The 17,734-nt window shown below is 38.0% G+C and carries 20 protein-coding genes and 2 pseudogenes; 20 read left to right on the top strand and 2 right to left on the bottom strand.

Annotation, left to right across the window (positions count from 1 at the left end; translation table 11 throughout):
* Nucleotides 1-27: 27 nt before the first annotated feature.
* The 5 genes and pseudogenes from rnz to G7084_RS05975 all read left to right on the top strand — a co-directional run bounded on the left by rnz (nt 28) and on the right by G7084_RS05975 (nt 3,877).
* A pseudogene (gene rnz, locus G7084_RS05985) lies at nt 28-1,013 on the top strand (ribonuclease Z).
* Nucleotides 1,014-1,016: 3 nt separating this feature from the next.
* Nucleotides 1,017-1,400, top strand: coding sequence for a single-stranded-DNA-specific exonuclease RecJ family protein (locus tag G7084_RS08275; RefSeq protein WP_246163764.1), 384 nt, complete (start codon nt 1,017-1,019; stop codon nt 1,398-1,400).
* A pseudogene (locus G7084_RS08460) lies at nt 1,400-1,636 on the top strand (DHH family phosphoesterase); the annotation flags it as partial. The gene G7084_RS08275 and the pseudogene G7084_RS08460, both read left to right, overlap by 1 nt.
* Before the next feature lie 72 nt (nt 1,637-1,708).
* The gene (locus tag G7084_RS08390; protein WP_425508993.1) at nt 1,709-3,322 is read left to right on the top strand and encodes a single-stranded-DNA-specific exonuclease C-terminal domain-containing protein; all 1,614 of its coding nucleotides are present in this window, start codon (nt 1,709-1,711) and stop codon (nt 3,320-3,322) included.
* A gap of 27 nt (nt 3,323-3,349) precedes the next feature.
* Nucleotides 3,350-3,877: an adenine phosphoribosyltransferase gene (locus G7084_RS05975; protein WP_166010964.1), complete on the top strand. Its 528-nt coding sequence runs from the start codon at nt 3,350-3,352 to the stop codon at nt 3,875-3,877.
* A 72-nt stretch (nt 3,878-3,949) separates the two neighbouring features.
* Here the strand turns inward: G7084_RS05975 and G7084_RS05970 are convergent, their stop codons facing one another.
* Nucleotides 3,950-4,561: a LexA family protein gene (locus G7084_RS05970; protein ID WP_166010962.1), complete on the bottom strand. Its 612-nt coding sequence runs from the start codon at nt 4,559-4,561 to the stop codon at nt 3,950-3,952.
* Nucleotides 4,562-4,688: 127 nt separating this feature from the next.
* Here G7084_RS05970 and G7084_RS05965 point away from each other — a divergent pair, with 127 nt between their 5' ends.
* Both G7084_RS05965 and G7084_RS05960 read left to right on the top strand, forming a co-directional pair.
* Nucleotides 4,689-4,943, top strand: a complete 255-nt coding sequence (locus G7084_RS05965) for a DUF896 domain-containing protein (RefSeq protein ID WP_166010961.1) — start codon at nt 4,689-4,691, stop codon at nt 4,941-4,943.
* 90 nt (nt 4,944-5,033) lie between these two features.
* On the top strand, nt 5,034-5,255 hold the full coding sequence (locus G7084_RS05960; RefSeq protein ID WP_166010959.1) for a YneF family protein: 222 nt from the start codon (nt 5,034-5,036) through the stop codon (nt 5,253-5,255).
* Nucleotides 5,256-5,387: 132 nt separating this feature from the next.
* On the opposite strand, the gene G7084_RS05955 is transcribed toward G7084_RS05960, so the two are convergent.
* Nucleotides 5,388-6,005, bottom strand: coding sequence for a lysophospholipid acyltransferase family protein (locus G7084_RS05955; protein WP_166010957.1), 618 nt, complete (start codon nt 6,003-6,005; stop codon nt 5,388-5,390).
* A 119-nt stretch (nt 6,006-6,124) separates the two neighbouring features.
* Between G7084_RS05955 and G7084_RS05950 the strand changes: the two genes are divergently transcribed.
* The 13 genes from G7084_RS05950 to G7084_RS05890 all read left to right on the top strand — a co-directional run bounded on the left by G7084_RS05950 (nt 6,125) and on the right by G7084_RS05890 (nt 17,668).
* Nucleotides 6,125-6,877 (top strand): tRNA1(Val) (adenine(37)-N6)-methyltransferase, encoded by a 753-nt coding sequence (locus tag G7084_RS05950; RefSeq protein WP_166010955.1) that lies wholly within the window; start codon nt 6,125-6,127, stop codon nt 6,875-6,877.
* Nucleotides 6,878-6,880: 3 nt separating this feature from the next.
* On the top strand, nt 6,881-7,174 hold the full coding sequence (locus G7084_RS05945) for a GIY-YIG nuclease family protein (RefSeq protein ID WP_166010953.1): 294 nt from the start codon (nt 6,881-6,883) through the stop codon (nt 7,172-7,174).
* 143 nt (nt 7,175-7,317) lie between these two features.
* Nucleotides 7,318-8,097, top strand: coding sequence for a 30S ribosomal protein S2 (gene rpsB / locus G7084_RS05940; RefSeq protein ID WP_166010951.1), 780 nt, complete (start codon nt 7,318-7,320; stop codon nt 8,095-8,097).
* Nucleotides 8,098-8,247: 150 nt separating this feature from the next.
* Nucleotides 8,248-9,120, top strand: a complete 873-nt coding sequence (gene tsf / locus G7084_RS05935; protein ID WP_166010949.1) for a translation elongation factor Ts — start codon at nt 8,248-8,250, stop codon at nt 9,118-9,120.
* 22 nt (nt 9,121-9,142) lie between these two features.
* Complete coding sequence (gene pyrH / locus G7084_RS05930; protein ID WP_166010947.1) at nt 9,143-9,865, top strand: UMP kinase; 723 nt, start codon at nt 9,143-9,145, stop codon at nt 9,863-9,865.
* Nucleotides 9,866-9,868: 3 nt separating this feature from the next.
* Nucleotides 9,869-10,414 (top strand): ribosome recycling factor, encoded by a 546-nt coding sequence (gene frr / locus G7084_RS05925; protein WP_166010945.1) that lies wholly within the window; start codon nt 9,869-9,871, stop codon nt 10,412-10,414.
* 715 nt (nt 10,415-11,129) lie between these two features.
* Complete coding sequence (gene glmS / locus G7084_RS05920; RefSeq protein WP_166010943.1) at nt 11,130-12,950, top strand: glutamine--fructose-6-phosphate transaminase (isomerizing); 1,821 nt, start codon at nt 11,130-11,132, stop codon at nt 12,948-12,950.
* Nucleotides 12,951-13,387: 437 nt separating this feature from the next.
* Nucleotides 13,388-14,026, top strand: coding sequence for a deoxynucleoside kinase (locus G7084_RS05915; RefSeq protein ID WP_166010941.1), 639 nt, complete (start codon nt 13,388-13,390; stop codon nt 14,024-14,026).
* Between the two features lie 676 nt (nt 14,027-14,702).
* Complete coding sequence (locus G7084_RS05910; RefSeq protein ID WP_166010939.1) at nt 14,703-15,326, top strand: HAD family hydrolase; 624 nt, start codon at nt 14,703-14,705, stop codon at nt 15,324-15,326.
* Nucleotides 15,327-15,341: 15 nt separating this feature from the next.
* Nucleotides 15,342-16,181, top strand: a complete 840-nt coding sequence (murI, locus tag G7084_RS05905; protein WP_166010937.1) for a glutamate racemase — start codon at nt 15,342-15,344, stop codon at nt 16,179-16,181.
* Complete coding sequence (locus tag G7084_RS05900; RefSeq protein WP_166010935.1) at nt 16,181-16,771, top strand: XTP/dITP diphosphatase; 591 nt, start codon at nt 16,181-16,183, stop codon at nt 16,769-16,771. Before murI ends, G7084_RS05900 begins: the two co-directional genes overlap by 1 nt.
* Nucleotides 16,772-16,784: 13 nt before the next feature.
* Entirely contained in the window at nt 16,785-17,321 is a 537-nt protein-coding gene (locus G7084_RS05895) for a YfcE family phosphodiesterase (protein ID WP_166010933.1), read from the top strand.
* A gap of 5 nt (nt 17,322-17,326) precedes the next feature.
* Nucleotides 17,327-17,668 (top strand): DUF1831 domain-containing protein, encoded by a 342-nt coding sequence (locus tag G7084_RS05890; RefSeq protein WP_166010931.1) that lies wholly within the window; start codon nt 17,327-17,329, stop codon nt 17,666-17,668.
* Nucleotides 17,669-17,734 lie beyond the last annotated feature (66 nt).

Genomic DNA, 17,734 nt, shown 5'->3' with positions numbered 1-17,734 from the left:
CTTATTAGAAAGTAGGCAAGATATTTTATGCAATTAGAATTTTTAGGAACGGGAGCGGGCGTCCCCGCTCGATATCGTAATGTGACCAGTGTGGCTCTACGATTATTGGAAGAATTAAATGAAGTGTGGCTATTTGATGCAGGGGAAGGGACCCAACAACAGATGCTTCAGTCAACGATTCGCCCTCGAAAAATAACAAAAATTTTCATCACGCATTTACATGGTGATCATATCTTTGGTTTACCAGGTCTATTATCATCGCGTTCATTTCAAGGGGGGATGATCGATTAGATTTATATGGACCACATGGAATTAAGCAGTATGTGGAAACCAGTTTACGTCTTTCACAAACGCATTTGACCTATCGAATTAATTACCATGAAATTAATCCTGAAGGTGGATTGGTTTTTAAAAATGAAAAGTTTCAAGTGGAGGCGTTACCTCTCGACCATCGGATTTTATCCTATGGGTATCGTGTCGTTGAAGCTGATCATGAAGGAGAATTATTGGTAGAGCGATTAAGGGAATTAGATGTACCGGCTGGACCACTTTATGGCAAACTAAAACATGGTGAAAATGTAAGTTTACCAGATGGACGCGAAATTCAGGCGAAAGATGTAGTGGGAGATCCTAAAATCGGGCGGATAGTTACGATTCTAGGAGATACCCGACGGACGGCCAATATTGATGAATTAATCAAGAACGCAACGGTAGTGGTTCACGAATCAACCTATGGTAAGGATGAAGCGAAGTTGGCTCGATCATATCATCATTCAACTAATTTACAGGCCGCGCAGGCCGCGTCCGAACAAAAAGTAGGACGGCTTTTCCTAACGCATATTTCGGCTCGCTATCCCGGCCGTTTAGCGAATGAATTAGCGTATTCCGCTCAACCGATCTTTAAAAATACGCGTGTTGTAAATGATTTTGATGTATATGAGATTCCAATGGGGCAACAGGATAATTCGGGGCCGATTAAAATTCAAATTGAGCCAGATGAAAACGAGGAATAGATAATGATTGATCCACAGTACCAGTGGCAACTTGATCAGTTACCCCAAGATGAACGGGTATCACAATTACAGAGTCAAATTGGCGCACAACCCCTGATTGCAAAGTTGTTAGTTGCACGTGGGTATGACACCCCTGAAGCTGTGCAATCCTTTTTAAATCCAACTTTAGATGATTTGTTAGATCCATTTCAATTACATGATATGCAAAAAGCTGTTGACCGAATATTTGCAGCCATCGATCAAGGCGAAAAAATTGTAGTCTATGGAGATTATGATGTTGATGGAATTACGGCGACGACAATCATGGTCTCAGCGCTGGAGGTCTTGGGGCAGAGGTTGATTATTATGTACCTAATCGTTTCAAAGACGGTTATGGACCTAATCTAGATGTATATGAAACATTGGCCGAACAAGGAATGCAACTTCTGATTACGGTCGATAATGGAATTAGTGGCAGAAACGCGATTGAGACGATTATGCAACAAGGTATTGATGTGATTATAACTGATCATCATGAATTACCTGGAGAATTACCACCAGCCATTGCTATCGTTCACCCTCAATTTCCAGAAGATCAATATCCATTTACTGGATTATCAGGTGCAGGAGTGGCTTTTAAAGTTGCATCCGCTTTACTGGAGGCTCCCGCGGATGAATGGTTAGATCTTGCGGCTTTGGGAACTATTGCAGATGTGATGCCCTTAAATGGTGAAAATCGAGCAATTGTAAAGCTTGGTCTGGATAATTTAAATGAAATGCAACGGCCCGGGCTAGAAGCATTATTAAAAATAGCTAAAATAAGTTCAGAAAAAATTGATGCGACGATGGTTGGCTTTCAGATTGCGCCACGACTGAATGCGATTGGACGGATGGCAGATGCCAAAACGGGTGTTCAAATGTTGTTGGCTGAAGATGAAGCAAGTGCTTTAAAGTTAGCACAGCTCGTTGATCAATCTAATCAAGAGCGTAAACAATTGGTCGATTCAATCGCAGAAGCAGCTCTAGCACAGGCCCAAAATGAATTTGCCAACGATTCAGTCTTAGTGTTAATGGGTCAAAATTGGCACGAAGGTATTTTAGGAATCGTGGCGGCACGTATTCTAGATGCAACAGGTAAACCGACGATTGTCTTGAATCAAACTGATAATCTGGCTAAGGGTTCTGGTCGGTCAGTAACCGGGTTTGATTTATTTGCGGCAATTGATCCACATCGAGACTTATTTATCAATTTTGGGGGACATGCTTTAGCAGCGGGAATGACAATTGAGGTTCAACAAGTTGATCAAGTTCGTCAAATGTTGAATGATGCGGCTTCAGCACAGTCTTTTGATGCGCAAAAGAAAAAAGTCTTAGCGATTGAGGGGACTTTAACCGGTCAAGATTTTAATGCTGATTTTTACCAGCAACTACAACTTTTGGGTCCCTTTGGCGCAGGTAATCCCGAACCAGTGTTCAAGCTAGAATTGGATGACATCGAGAATGTTAAAACCATGTCAGAAGGAAAACATCTACGATTTACGGGAGTTATTAGACAACAACCTATTCCAGTGATTGCCTGGCAAAAAGGGTTATTAGCGAATGACTTACAAGGACGTTTTAAAAAATTGACGGTTGTAGGGACAATCGATCAAAATACATACCGGGGTGCGACTAGTTATCAGTTAATATTTAAGGACATTGAAGCATCAGGTTCGGCGTTAGTTGATGCAAGAACAACGCATTTAACGAAGCAAATGTTTGATCGATCGGTTACCTATCTATTCTTTAATCAGAGGATGCAACAACAATTAACCCCGCTGATTACTAATTCAGGAACAGCTCTTTGGTGGGAAGATGCATTTAATGTTACACAGTTAGATCGAGTCGTTTTTGTAGACTTACCTCAAAACTTAGATGAATTACATCAAGTATTAGCGTATGTTCCAATCGGTAGTTGGGAGACTATTTTTTACACTAAAAATCCGGCATATCTACAAAAAATCCCGGCACGCGATGATTTCGCAAAATTCTTTAAATTTATTCAACAGCAAGAGACAATTGCCTTAAAAACTCAGTTTGAAGCAATGAGACAATACCTAAAAATGGATGATTTGATGTTGAAATTAGTAATTCAGGTGTTTTTGGACGCGAAATTTGTTACAATTGAAGACGATTTGTTAAAAAAGGTGTTAGCCCCGACTAATGTTGATCTAACCACCATGCCTTCTTATCAGAACTTTTTACAAAAACGGGAAGTGGAAGCTAAACTAATTTATAGTACCACTGCCGAGTTAGAACAATTGCTAAATGAATTAGCACAAGATGATTAATTCAGATCATCGACATAGGAGCATAAAATGACAATGGATTTGCATGATTATATTGCATCAATTCCTGATTTCCCACAACCAGGAATTACTTTTCGAGATATTACCCCCTTATTGGCGGATACAAAGGCCTTTGGTTTTGCGATACATGAATTAGCTGAATATGCGAATGAAAAAGGCGCAACTAAAATCGTTGCACCTGAATCACGAGGATTTTTATTAGGAACCCCCATGGCGCTTGAAATGGGAGTTGGTTTTGTTCCAGCTCGTAAGCCTGGTAAATTACCTCGTAAGACAATATCTGAAAGTTATACTTTGGAGTACGGTTCAGCAACCCTTGAGCTTAATGCAGATGCAATTGAACCAGGAGATAAAGTTGTGGTAGTTGATGATTTATTAGCTACAGGTGGTACAATTGCGGCGACTAATAAGTTGATTGAACGCCTCGGTGGTGAAGTTGTCGGCTTAGCATTTCTCATTGAATTAACTGAGCTACAAGGCCGTCAAGTTCTAAAAGATTATGATATCAGGGCCCTGTTAACGTATGAAGGTGAATAAAAATACAAATTAAAATGACCAACCCAATGAGAAAGACTCATTTGGTTGGTCATTTTTAGTTAGTTTGAAATTTTAGTAGACATAGGGGCGAAAAACAGACATAACGCGACCGATAACCGTATTTCTAAACATAATATCTGGGGCTATTAGTTCGTTTTCAGGTTGTAACCGGTATTGGGCTCGTTCTCGAAAAAAACGGGCAATTTTAATTTCTTGATTTTCATTCAAATAAGCTACAATTTCGCCATTTTCCGCATTTTTTTGGCGGTGAATGTACAGCAAGTCGCCAACTGAGATGCCAATGCTTTGCATATTTTTATTATTGATCTGGAAAATAAATAACTCACCAGCATAACGACTGAGATGTTTGGGAAGGGGATATTGGGGCGCATGGTCGGGGATGAAGTTGGCCCATGGCGTCTCTATTAAGGGCACAGTGGCCTGGACCTGGATTCCTAAGACGTTTAGTCCACTGGGTGTGATTTCTAAGGTTCGTGACTTGAGAAGGTTTCGTTTTAAGTATTCTTTTTGCTGCAGGCGTGTCACATAACCCTGAACTGTAGCTGATGAACTTAAGTTTAAGCCATCCCCAATTTCACGAATCGTGGGAGGAAACCCATTGTTCTGGATAGATTCATATATATAACGTAAAACTTTTAACTGTTTTTCTTCGCTACGCGACATGGTAAACTCCTTTGGGTCGATTTCATTAATAAGTTTAACTGATAAATTGGAATTGGGGCATTGTTTTAAGAAACTATAATAAAATGTTATAATTAGAAAAAATATTAAATAGAAAGGAGATTAGGTAATGAGCGAGGATAATCATATGTTGGCGGTTCGAGAACGAATTAACGAATTGGCAGCAAAGGCTAAATTGCCTGCAGGTCTAACAGAAGAGGAGTTGGTTGAGCGAAAGGCCTTACGAGCTGAATTCTTAGAGAACTTTCGTGCATCTTTCCGTTCACAGGTGGAAATGTTGCAAGTCTTTGATAAAGATGGGAAGGAAGTAACGCCAGATAAAGTAAAAGACATTCAACGGGATAAAGGGCTACGGGATAACTAAGAAATCTTTTCTAGATCTAAGCTAGTATTCTAAGCTAGATTTGATACAATTGAAGATGAATTAAAAATAAGGTTAGGTTAAGGTAAACACATGAGTACGTCAATTTGGATTGTTATTGTTGTTATTGCATTAGTTGTGGGAGCCGTTTTTGGTTTCTTCATGGCGCGTCGTTCAATGGAAACTTATTTGAAAAAGAATCCACCAATCTCTGAGGAAATGATGAAGTCAATGATGACTTCGATGGGACAAAAGCCTTCTCAAAAGAAATTGGCTCAAATGATGGCTCAAATGAAAAATCAACAAAACAAGTAATTTATATTTAATTTAATAAAACCCCAGTAGCCATTAAAACTATTGGGGTTTTATTAAATTATTAAGTACTTAGGGGTTGGCCAAAATATTAGTTTGAACAGCACTATTTTGAAATAACTGACAATGGATGTTTTATTTTTGATCTATATATACAAAATTAGGATCAATGCTTTGATCTAATTGTTGGAAAGCTGTTTTTAATACTTGATCGAATTCTTGACTGGCCGTTTCTTTGTTTTTCGAAAAGCCGTTTGGATCAATGGGGGTACCATAAGCTAACGTCACGTTATTTCTTTTGAATAATCCACTAAATTTGAGCGGACCTTGGTAGACTAATGGGACAATCGGTTTTTTGGCTAGTTTAGCGATTAAAAGGGCACCGTCTTTCATGTCAGAAGAATGACGAGACCCAGAAGGGAAGATGATTAGACTCATATTTCCTTTTTTAAGACCCTTGACGGGAATCTTAATAACAGAGGGACCCGGATTATCACGATCTACTGAGAAACCGTTGGCACTTTTAATAATCCAACCGAGGATTGGATTTTTAAATAATTCTTTCTTAGCCATAAACATATATACCGTAGGGAAACCTATGGCAGCAAAGAAAAGAGGATCCCACCAAGTACGATGAGGCCCAACGAGCACATACTCTCCTTCGGGGACCTGATCGCGATTTAATACGGTCACTTTACCATTAATTAACCAAATTAGGCCACGGACAACACGAGCTGCAAATTGATAGAACATTGAAAAATACCTCTTGTTTTCTTAAATCATGTTTTTAATTATCCCATAAAGTAGAATTAGTTGACAATTAATAAATTGGAATAGAAAATAAATGAGACTAAAAAGGATGGAATAAAAAAATGAAAATTGAGTTGCAAGCCGATGAACGGCTAGACATGTTATACCGAGATGAGGTCCAAATCATTCAAAGCCATTCAGTTTTTTCATTTTCACTGGATGCGGTTTTGTTGGCTCATTTTGCGAATCCCAGAAATGGTGGTCGTGGAAGAATTGTTGATTTGGGAACTGGTAACGGAGCAATCCCCTTGTTTATGGCGCATAAAGTTACAGGCCAAATTATTGGGATTGAGATTCAACCACGTTTAGCCGATATGGCGCAGCGTTCAGTGCAATTTAATGAGCTAGAAGATAAAATTAAAATTATTAACACGGATATGCGCGACGTATTTGATTATATTAAACCTGGTTCAGTTGAAACGGTGGTCTCAAATCCGCCATATTTTGAAGCTACAGAAAAATCACATAAAAATCCAAATCAACATTATGCGATTGCTCGACATGAAATCAAAGCTGATTTGAATTTAGTATCACATACCGCTAAAAAACTACTTAAATCAGGGGGGCATTTTTTCATGGTACACCGCCCAGATCGTCTCTTTGAAATCTTAGATGCCTTACGGGCGAATAATTTAATTCCCAAGCGGATTCAGTTTGTCTATCCTAAAGTAGGAAAAGAAGCTAATATTGTTTTAATCGAGTCGATTAAGAATGGAAAATTAACCGGTGCACAGATTTTACCGCCTATTATTACGCATCACGATAATGATGAATATCGAGATGAGGTCTGGGCCATTTATGAAGGCCGGGCATGATCAATGACGGACAAGAATTATTACATGTATGTTCTTTTAACGGCGGATAATACTTTTTATTGTGGATTTACAGATAATGTTGTACGGCGTTTGTCCGTCCATGAAGCGGGTAAGGGAGCAAAGTATACTCGCCCGAAAAAAAGGCATCCATTACGACTAGTTTACTCAGCAGAATACAATACCAAAACAGCAGCTCTGCGAGCAGAGGCAGCTTTCAAAAAATTATCGAGGGCACAAAAAGAAAAATTTTTAGTGCTTCATGATGCCGAGTGGGATAGTCCTCAGATTAATAATTGACAACTTTCATACTTCAGCGTAAAATTTGATATTGGTTTAATAACCAAAAATACTCACTAAATCTAATAGTTGAACGGGTGCCGTTTCGGTCGTCGAACTACATGCGGATTTAGGTGGCAAAACAATTTGGAGGAATTTTACTCATGGCAGTAATCTCAATGAAGCAATTGCTTGAAGCTGGTGTTCACTTTGGTCACCAAACTCGTCGTTGGAACCCAAAGATGGGTGAATATATCTTTACAGAACGTAATGGTATTTACATCATCGACTTACAAAAGACAGTTAAGATGGTTGACCAAGCATATAACTATGTTCGTGATGCTGCTGCAGATGGTGCAATCGTTTTGTTCGTTGGAACAAAGAAACAAGCACAAGATGCAGTTGCTGAAGAAGCTACTCGTGCAAACATGTACTTTGTGAACCACCGTTGGCTTGGTGGAACTTTGACTAACTGGTCAACAATCCAAAAGCGTATTGCACGTTTGAAGGAATTACGTTCTTGGTCAGAAGATGGAACATTCGATCGCTTGCCAAAGAAGGAAGTTGCATTGTTAACAAAGCAACGTGAAAAGTTGGAAAAGTTCTTAGGTGGAATCGCTGATATGCCACGCATCCCAGATGTTTTGTATATTGTTGATCCACACAAGGAACAATTGGCTGTTCAAGAAGCAAGTAAGTTGAATATTCCAATCGTTGCCATGGTTGACACAAATGCTAACCCTGATCAAATTGACGTTAAGATTCCATCAAACGATGATGCGATCCGTGCTGTTCGCTTGATCACTGCTAAGATGGCAGATGCAATCATCGAAGGTAATCAAGGTGAAGATGCGGTTGCTGATGAAGCCTTTTCTGAAGAAGGAGCTGAAAAAGCTTCTTCAATCGAAGAATTGACTGAAATCGTTGAAGGCGACAACAAGTAATTATTTGCTTTAAATCAAGCTGAGGACTTTGGGACTCGGCTTTTTTTATGACCTTTGTTAAAATTCACGGGGGTAGTAGTGTTAAAACACTACTAAATTGTGTATAATTAACTAGATAAAAACTTATATATTTAAAGGAGACCATTTAAAATGGCAATCAAAGCGGCACAAGTTAAAGAATTACGTGACAAGACAAACGTGGGAATGATGGATGCAAAGAAAGCGTTGGTAGAAACTGACGGTGATATGGAAAAGGCTATCGATTTCTTGCGTGAAAAGGGGATGGCTAAGGCAGCAAAGAAAGCCGGAGCAATTGCAGCTGAAGGAATGACATATGTTGCCGTTAAGGGGAATTTTGCGGCTATTATCGAATTGAATTCACAAACTGACTTCGTTGCCGGGAATAAAGAATTCAATGATTTATTGCATGCAGTTGCTGAAACCATTGTGGATGCAAAGCCTGCTACTGTGGAAGCTGCTCTAGAATTACCAATGGCTGGTAAGACTATGAACGAAGAAATCATTCATACTACTCAAATTACCGGTGAAAAGATCACTCTTCGCCGTTTCGAAGTAATTGAAGCTAAGGATGGTCAATCATTGGGAGCCTACTCACACATGGGTGGACGTATTTCTTCATTAGTTTTGCTTGATGGAGCTTCTGCTGAAGTTGCAAAGGACGTTGCAATGCACGTTGCTGCTATTAATCCACAATATGTCTCACGTGAAGAAGTTCCTGCAGATACTTTGGCACATGAAAAGGAAATTCAATTAGCTGCAGATGATTTGAATGGTAAGCCCGATGCAATCAAAGAAAAAATTGTTGAAGGTCGTTTGAATAAGTTCTTATCAGATATCTCATTAGTTGACCAAGCTTTTGTTAAGGGCGATGGTGAAACTGTTGCGGCTTATGTTGAAGCACAAAAGGGTAAGGTTATTTCATTCGTTCGCTACGAAGTTGGTGAAGGAATTGAAAAGGCCGAAAGTGATTTTGCGGCTGAAGTTGCAGCCCAAATTAAGTAAGATTTGATAGGGGTGCACAAACATGGCAGACGTAAAGTATAAGCGAATTTTATTAAAGCTATCAGGGGAAGCCATGGCTGGAGAAAAGGGTTATGGAATTGATCCATCAACAGTTAATAGTATTGCCGCTGAAATCAAAGAGGTTCATGAGTTGGGGATTGAAATTGCCATTGTGGTTGGTGGTGGAAATCTTTGGCGTGGTGAAAATGGAGCTCAATTAGGAATGGAACGCGCTCAAGCTGATTATGTTGGGATGCTGGGGACGGTAATGAATTCTCTTTCATTACAAGATGCGTTAGAAAATATGGGGGTTCCGACCCGCGTACAAACGGCTATTGAAATGCGTCAAGTTGCTGAGCCTTATGTCCGTCGTAAGGCTGTACGCCACTTAGAAAAAGGGCGTGTTGTGATTTTTGGAGCAGGAACTGGTTCGCCATACTTCTCAACTGACACCACTTCCGCTTTGCGAGCCGCTGAAGTAAATGCTGATGCGATTTTAATGGGTAAGAATGGCGTTGATGGTGTTTATAGTGATGATCCACGTAAAAATCCTGAGGCCGTAAAGTATGAAAGCTTAACGCATATGGATGTATTGTCACAAGGCCTTAATATCATGGATTCCACAGCTTCTACCCTTTCGATGGATAATGATATTGATTTAGTGGTCTTTAATTTGAACACGCACGGCAATATTAAACGAGTTGTTTTGGGTGAAAATATCGGAACAACGGTTGGGGGAAAATAAAGCATGGCAAATCAAATTATTGAAAATACCAAAGATAGAATGGAAAAAGCTGGGATGGCTTTGCAAGCTCAACTCGGTAAAATTCGAGCTGGAGTGGCAAATCCATCAATTCTACGAGATGTTAAAGTTCTTTACTATGGAGCAGAGACACCTTTGAATCAAGTGGCATCAGTTTCTGTCCCAGAAGCTCGAGTGCTTTTGATTACACCATTTGATAAGACGGCCTTAAAAGAGATTGAACAGGCAATTTTTGCTTCAGATCTTGGATTAACACCTTCAAACGATGGATCTGTGATCCGCTTAGTGATTCCAGCTTTGACTGAAGAAACACGTAAAGATTTGGCAAAGGAAGTTAAGGCTGAAGCAGAAAAAGCGAAAGTTGCTGTTCGTAATGTTCGTCGAGATGCTTTAGATCAAGCCAAAAAAGAAGAACTATCAGAAGATGAATTACGGAAACTTGAAAAAGATATCCAAGGTTTAACAGATGATGGCGTTAAAAATATCGATAGTATTGCTGCTTCTAAGGAAGATGAGCTTTTGACGATTTAATAGATGAAATACACCACTTGAATGTTAGTTAACAACCTAGATTAAAACTAATGCCAACTGGTGAAAATTAAAGAACCTTTTCATTGCGAAAAAGGTTCTTTTTTATTTAAAAATGAAACCGCATTTCAAAATAACTGTTTGGTGTATTATGACCTTTATTCGTTGTTTTATAATGATATTGTTAATGAGATATATTTTAATTGAAAAAATAATGTGACCGTCAATCGTGAAATTAAACTGTTGAGAATGAATCAAGAAGCCATTTTGATTATTGGGAATGAGATGGTTGTCACTTTTTTAATTGTGGGATTTTTGGTGGCAATCAGGCATGAGGAGCAAGGTTAATTACAGACGCATTTATAACTGGGACTGGGTTAATTATAAGGTTTTGTTGGCAAAGCGCTGTTTAATAACTAAGCAAGATGAAATTTAAATCAGGGGTCGTAAAATTGAAATTGGTTTAAAAAATAAATAAAATATTTGGCAAAAGATTAATAATTTGATAGAATTTGATGCCGATAGGATGAGTGATATAAACATTATACAAACCAATTATGACAATAATTTAATAATATTCAGGTATACCAATATATACCATTCTGTAGAAAAGATATTCTAAAACGATTGACTTAGGGCTATTCAAAGGTATAATTATACATATAATTTTAAAAATATAATATATACCAATTTATAAAAGGTATCAGGGGGAACGTTAATGTATTATTGCGGAATTGTGGGTTACACAGGAACACAAAAAGAATCAGCACCAATCTTATTAAAAGGTTTGGAAAAACTAGAGTATCGTGGATATGATTCTGCGGGGGTTTTTATCCCAAATCAAGATAGTACGGGGGATGAATTAGTTCGTCAAAAGGGGCGTGTGGCTGATCTTGAAGCATTAGTTGCGGAGAAAAATGTGAATGGTAAGGCCGGGATTGCACACACACGGTGGGCGACACACGGTGAGCCTGCTGTTAAAAATTCACACCCTCAATATTCTGAAGATGAAAAATTCTACTTAGTACATAATGGAGTTATTGAAAACTTCATGGAATTAAAAAAGCAATATTTATCAGATGTAACATTTCAATCTGATACGGATACCGAAGTGGCAGTGCAATTGATTAGTAAATTTGCGCGAGAAGATAATCTTTCAACTTTTGATGCGTTCAAAAAGGCAATTAGTTTGTTTGGTGATTCTGCCTATGGATTCCTATTGATGGATCAAGCTGAACCCGAACGTATGTATGTGGCTAAGCGTAAGTCACCATTGTTGATCGGAGTTGGAGCTGATTTTAATGTTGTTACATCCGATGCGGTTGCAATGTTGGATGAGACCCATGACTTTATTGAGTTGTTGGATGGTGAAGTAGCAATTATTGACCCAAAGGCGATTCAATTATTCAATGAGCAAGGTGACCGAGTTGAAAGAGAACCGTTCCATTTGGATATTGATGCTTCTGAAACTGATAAGGGAATTTACCCATATTATATGTTGAAAGAAGTGGATGAGCAGCCTGTTGTAATGCACCGCTTAATGGAACGTTACTTTGATGAACAAGGTAATGTTTTGATTGGAAAAGCGATCTTGGATGAAATTAATGCTGCTGATCGGGTTTATATTATTGCTGCTGGAACATCATATCATGCTGGTTTAGCAGGAGCTCGTTTGTTTGAACAGTGGGCAAATAAGCCTACAAGCGTCTATATTTCATCTGAATTTGCTTATGAACAACCTCTGTTGTCAGAGAAGCCATTCTTTATTTTCTTGAGTCAGTCTGGAGAAACAGCGGATTCCCGTGAAGTTTTGCAAAATATTAATGAAGCTGGATATCATTCATTGACGTTAACTAACGTTGAAAAATCAACGCTTTGGCGCGAAGCCACGTATGCTTTGCCACTACTAGCAGGACCTGAAATTGCGGTAGCATCTACGAAAGCGTACGTAGCTCAAGTGACTTTGGAGTCAATATTGGCCTATGCGTTGGCAGATAATCAGGACTTAAATTTGATGGAAGAATTATCAAATATTGCGGTTGCCATTCAAGCAATTGTTGATGATAAGGAAACCTTTAAAAACGTAGCCGATGCAATGCTGGTACCGGCATCTACGCACAGTGCTTTTTATATTGGTCGTGGAGTTGATTCGACGGTTGCATTGGAAGCAGCTTTGAAATTAAAGGAAATTTCTTATGTTCAAGCTGAAGGCTTTGCGGCGGGAGAGCTTAAGCATGGAACATTGGCCTTAATTGAAGAAGGGACACCAGTGATGGCTTTAATCACACAACCAAAGACGGCTGGATTGGTTCGTGGTAACTTATCTGAAACTACCGCACGTGGTGCACATCCGTACACAATTGTTTCAAAGTCTTTGGCCAAAGAGGGTGATGGATATATCTTACCTGACGTTGATCCTTTGTTAGCACCGTTAGTTGAAGTAATTCCAACTCAATTATTAGCATATTATACTTCTCTTGGCCGTGGTTTGGATGTTGATCGTCCACGTAATTTAGCTAAGTCAGTCACGGTACAATAGTAATATTATCGGGTATTTTAATTGACCATTTAAGGTAATATAAAATTAGTTTATAAATTTTTACAAATCGATGGTTATAAATCATCGATTTTTTAATGCTTAAAATGTAAATTTGTGCTTACTACTTTGTTAAGCTTTTAGTTTAAATCGACGGAAATCTAGAAGTAAAAAGTAGAAGATCGGGGTCTGAAGTGTTTATAAGTGAGCTAGGGTAATATTATTTAGTATATGGATTGAGTTATTGATTATGATTTTGTAAAATAAATTTAATAAAACTGAAAAGGTGGATTGGTAAGGGGTATACAGGGGCTACATACCATAACCAATTTAATAAATGAAGTATTGTATTTAAACTCTGATTTGGGTAATATAGTTATAGCAAGTTTCCTAACGCTATGTTAGTTTACAAGATAAAATTTAATGAAAGAAGGACAATCATGGTGATTATTACGGCAGGCATGATTGGGGTTGGTAAGACAACCTTGACAGATTTAATTGCAAAACATAAAGGGACGCAAGCCTTTTTTGAACCGGTGGGGGAGAACCCAGTCCTACCACTGTATTATGCCGATCCTAAGCAATATGGTTTTCTACTTCAAATCTATTTTTTGAATAAACGATTTGCCATGATTAAAAAAGCGTTAGCAGATGATAATAACGTCTTAGATCGTTCGATTTATGAGGATGCTCTTTTCACGCAAGAAAATCACAGTTCTGGTAATATTTCAGACGCTGAGCTAGATGTTTATATGAAATTGTTGGATAATATGATGGCTGAATTAAGTGGTATGCAAAAGGGGCGTCCGGATCTAATGGTCTTTGCGGATGCTGATTTTGATACAATTTTATATCGAATCAAGAAGCGTGGACGTGATTACGAGCAATTCGATGATAATGCGGAACTTCGAGACTATTACTTTAAAATGTGGAGTGCATATCAACAATGGTATAAGGATTATGATGCGTCACCAAAGATGCGTGTTGATCTACAAAAGTACGATTTAGAAGAGCCAGAAAGTCAAAAAGCTGTTCTAAAAATGATCGATGATCGTTTGAATGAATTAGAAGTTCAATAATTAAATCTTAATAAGATAAATGGTGTTGAAGATAGTTGTGAAATATGACTATTGGAAACACTATTTTTGTATCCAATATATTTTATAAGAAAAATGCAGAATTGTTTTAGAATTCAAGATTAGAGCGGAATGTTATCGTGATTTAAGAAAAAATGATTTCGTTGATTCTCGTATTTATTTAGGAAGTAAGGATATAAATTAAGCAGAAGATGTTGAATGAATTTCTTGTATAAAAAAAGATATATTAAATGACAAAAATTAGATACTTTGCAGATGGTTTAGCAGAATAAAATTCAGTGATTTAATTATTATTTTGGTATTTTTAATATTCGAAAATATAAGCATTGCTGGGTTCAATTATTTAAATATTGAGCATTATTTTAATAGGTAAGTAAAGACATTTACAGATTATTTTGTAGATGATTTTTTATTTAGTAAGTTTATAATGGTTCATTTAATATATCGAGATAAAATATCATTGCTTAGATGTCTTGATAATTTTTTGAAATATTAAATGCAGACGCCTTGTCAAATGATAAGTATAGTTTAATATATGAGAAAAAATAAAAATTAAACGTTCGACTAAGGGGACGTATCACTCGATAAAATAAGTAAGCGCTCTTTTATTGATGTCATGGTAAAATAGAGGTATTACTTTTAAACGGAGGAATGAAACATGAAATCGATTATTTTCGATGTAGATGGGACTTTATTGTCAACGGAAAGTATGTATATTACTGCCTTATCAGAAACATTAAAGGCTCATCAGATTGAACGATCAGAAGCAGAGTTGCATCATGTTTTTGGACTGCCGGGACCAGAGTCATTAACATACCTCAAAATTCCGGAGCCAGCAATGATTCTGGCGGATTGGGTCGCGCGTCTAGATGATTTTCGAGATAGTATTTTCCTATACCCAGAAATTTTTACCATGTTAGAACAATTACAAAAAGCCCAATATAAAATGGGGATAGTCACGTCAAATACGCCTGCTGAATTTGCAGCACATCAGGATCGTTTTGAAATTGAGCAATTTTTTACAGATTTTGTTTTTGCGGGAATGACACCACAAATGAAGCCGGCCGCTGATCCGATATTATTAGCAATGAGCAACTTAGTAAGTGATCCAAAGCAAACCATTTATATTGGTGATTCGATTCATGATATGAAAGCTGCTCATAATGCTGGCGTAGCATTTGGAATGGCAGGCTGGGGCGTTCTGGATCGGACTGTCTTTGAAAATGAAGCAGACTATATTTTTGAAAGCCCAAATGATGTTGTAAAATGGGCTAGACGGTAGAAAGTAGGCAAGGTAATGGACAATCGAGCCATTGGTTATATTGATTCGGGTTTGGGTGGTTTAACGGTTGTTAAGGCAGCACTAAAACGATTACCGAATGAAGCAGTTTATTATCTGGGTGATACAGCTCGAATGCCGTATGGACCACGTTCACAAGCAGAAGTTATTACTTTTACACGCCAAATGATTCAATTTTTAGTTGAACAGAAGGTTAAAATGGTTGTGATTGCATGTAATACTGCCACAGCTGCGGCCTTGACCGTTATGCAAAATGAATTTAAAATCCCAATTTTAGGAGTTATTGCTGCTGGAGCGAAAACGGCCATTGAACGAACCCAAAACAAAATGGTTGGAGTTATCGCGACTCAAGGAACCGTGAAGATGGACAGTTATGTTGAGGCGATTAATCAAAATGCCACTGACGTTGACGTTTATCAACTCGCTGTACCAGAGTTTGTGACTTTAGTGGAGAGTGGTGTTACGGATGATTTGACCATTCAACAGGTTGTGGATCGAAATATGAAGGCTTTTCCGAATGCCAAAATTGATACGCTTATCTTAGGTTGTACCCACTTTCCGCTATTGGAGAGTAATATCAAAAATACTATGGGGGCGGGGGTAACCATTGTAGATGCTGGTGCTGAAACGGTGACATCAGTTGCAAAGCAATTAATGCAGTTAGACTTAAATCATCAGAATGATAATTTCGTCGACCATCATAAAGATCGATATTATACTACGGGGAATGTAAGTCGTTTCAAGCTTTTGGGTGAACAATGGTTAGAACGCAATGATTTGCACGTGCAACGATTAGCACTTATTGATCAAAAACTATGCTTAGATGAGGTGATCTAATGAGACAATTAATTGTTGCAACTAAAAATAAAGGCAAGGCATTAGAAATTAGCACATTTTTAGCGCCCTTTGACATTGAGGTACTTTCGCTCAATGATTTAAAGACACTCCCTGAAATCGTTGAGGATGGAAATTCTTTTGCCGAAAATGCCATGATCAAGGCGGAAACCATTTGCGAAGCAGTTCATTTACCAGTTTTAGCGGATGATTCTGGCTTGATGATTGAAGCGTTAGATGGTGAGCCAGGGATATATTCTGCGCGATATGCAGGGGATCATGATGATGCTGCTAATAATCAAAAGGTGATAAAAAAATTAAAGAACGTACCTGAAGGGCAGCGTCAAGCAGCTTTTCATACGGTGATAGTTGGAATTAAGCCCGATGGTGGTCAAATCATGGCTGAAGGTCAGGTTAATGGCATTATGTTAGACACTCCACAAGGCACAAATGGATTTGGCTACGATCCGTTGTTTTTTTACGAACCATATCAAAAAACACTAGCTCAAATGAGCGCAATAGAGAAAAATAAGATATCACACCGAGGTAAGGCTTTAGAAGCTTTGGCCCGTGATTTTAAAAATTGGTGGTAATAAGGAGGTAAAAATGGATTACTTACTGGTTTCAGATATTCATGGTGATCGAACTATCCTAGAAAAAATTGTGAATCATTATCATGATCAAGTTCATGCGATGTTTTTTAATGGTGACTCAGAGTTATCGGCGGATGATGAATTATTTCGACAAATTCAACCGGTGATTGGAAACATGGATTTTGATGAATTATTTCCAGATGATCGTTTGTATGGAGATCGATGGATCAAAATTTATCAAACACATGGACATTTGTATCACACCGAGGCAAGCTTGAATCAAATCCGGACACATGTGGCAACTCTGGATGCGGATGTAGTTACTTTAGGGCATACACACCAATTAGGAGCTGAAATCATCGATGGTAAATTGTTTATTAACCCAGGATCAATTTCATTACCGCGAGGTCCCTACGCATACTTAAAAGGAACTTATGCAATCTTATCCGTTCAAACAGATAATTTGCAGGTACAATTTTATAATCGAGAATTAGAACCAATCGAGGGCTTGAATTTCATATTTGACCGGCGTGAATTAGGAATGGGGTAGTAAGAATGGCTTTTACAAAAACAGTAACAATCTTAGGCGATAAAAATATTTATCAAATTAATCCGACCTTGAAGAAATATGCCCTGACTGATATTGGGTTTGTTAAAAACAACGCGGGTACCTATGTCATGCAGCGGGCGTTGGAACCTGCTAAAGGACTGGAACAATCTATCAAATTTAAGGTGGCGATTAACGAAACTACAGATGGATTTAAAATGAAAGTCGTAAATGCATCTGGCAATACCAATATTAATATTTTTAAAGCATCCGATCAGACTGAATTAGTGGAGCTATTAAGATATTATCTAGATGAATTGGTCAGTCGAAATATTATTACAATCAATTAAAATTAACTCAATTAAGTTGCTCATTTGATGAGCAACTTTTTTATAGATTTTCATAATTTTTAATTA

The sequence above is a fragment of the Weissella coleopterorum genome, assembly GCF_011304355.1.
Classification (GTDB): Bacteria; Bacillota; Bacilli; order Lactobacillales; family Lactobacillaceae; genus Weissella; species Weissella coleopterorum.
Note: the sequence above shows the minus strand (reverse complement) of the source record. Positions and strands in the feature narration are given on the sequence as shown.

Bases quoted from the DNA above. Each gene is read 5' to 3' on its own strand.
- G7084_RS05910 (WP_166010939.1), top strand. From the start codon at position 14,703: ATGAAATCGATTATTTTCGATGTAGATGGGACTTTATTGTCAACGGAA.
- G7084_RS05950 (WP_166010955.1), top strand. From the start codon at position 6,125: ATGAAAATTGAGTTGCAAGCCGATGAACGGCTAGACATGTTATACCGA.
- G7084_RS05890 (WP_166010931.1), top strand. From the start codon at position 17,327: ATGGCTTTTACAAAAACAGTAACAATCTTAGGCGATAAAAATATTTAT.
- G7084_RS05895 (WP_166010933.1), top strand. From the start codon at position 16,785: ATGGATTACTTACTGGTTTCAGATATTCATGGTGATCGAACTATCCTA.
- G7084_RS05970 (WP_166010962.1), bottom strand. From the start codon at position 4,561: ATGTCGCGTAGCGAAGAAAAACAGTTAAAAGTTTTACGTTATATATAT.
- glmS (WP_166010943.1), top strand. From the start codon at position 11,130: ATGTATTATTGCGGAATTGTGGGTTACACAGGAACACAAAAAGAATCA.
- G7084_RS08275 (WP_246163764.1), top strand. From the start codon at position 1,017: ATGATTGATCCACAGTACCAGTGGCAACTTGATCAGTTACCCCAAGAT.
- rpsB (WP_166010951.1), top strand. From the start codon at position 7,318: ATGGCAGTAATCTCAATGAAGCAATTGCTTGAAGCTGGTGTTCACTTT.
- G7084_RS05900 (WP_166010935.1), top strand. From the start codon at position 16,181: ATGAGACAATTAATTGTTGCAACTAAAAATAAAGGCAAGGCATTAGAA.
- G7084_RS05955 (WP_166010957.1), bottom strand. From the start codon at position 6,005: ATGTTCTATCAATTTGCAGCTCGTGTTGTCCGTGGCCTAATTTGGTTA.
- G7084_RS05945 (WP_166010953.1), top strand. From the start codon at position 6,881: ATGACGGACAAGAATTATTACATGTATGTTCTTTTAACGGCGGATAAT.
- G7084_RS08390 (WP_425508993.1), top strand. From the start codon at position 1,709: ATGCCCTTAAATGGTGAAAATCGAGCAATTGTAAAGCTTGGTCTGGAT.
- murI (WP_166010937.1), top strand. From the start codon at position 15,342: ATGGACAATCGAGCCATTGGTTATATTGATTCGGGTTTGGGTGGTTTA.
- G7084_RS05960 (WP_166010959.1), top strand. From the start codon at position 5,034: ATGAGTACGTCAATTTGGATTGTTATTGTTGTTATTGCATTAGTTGTG.
- pyrH (WP_166010947.1), top strand. From the start codon at position 9,143: ATGGCAGACGTAAAGTATAAGCGAATTTTATTAAAGCTATCAGGGGAA.
- G7084_RS05975 (WP_166010964.1), top strand. From the start codon at position 3,350: ATGACAATGGATTTGCATGATTATATTGCATCAATTCCTGATTTCCCA.
- G7084_RS05965 (WP_166010961.1), top strand. From the start codon at position 4,689: ATGAGCGAGGATAATCATATGTTGGCGGTTCGAGAACGAATTAACGAA.
- tsf (WP_166010949.1), top strand. From the start codon at position 8,248: ATGGCAATCAAAGCGGCACAAGTTAAAGAATTACGTGACAAGACAAAC.
- frr (WP_166010945.1), top strand. From the start codon at position 9,869: ATGGCAAATCAAATTATTGAAAATACCAAAGATAGAATGGAAAAAGCT.
- G7084_RS05915 (WP_166010941.1), top strand. From the start codon at position 13,388: ATGGTGATTATTACGGCAGGCATGATTGGGGTTGGTAAGACAACCTTG.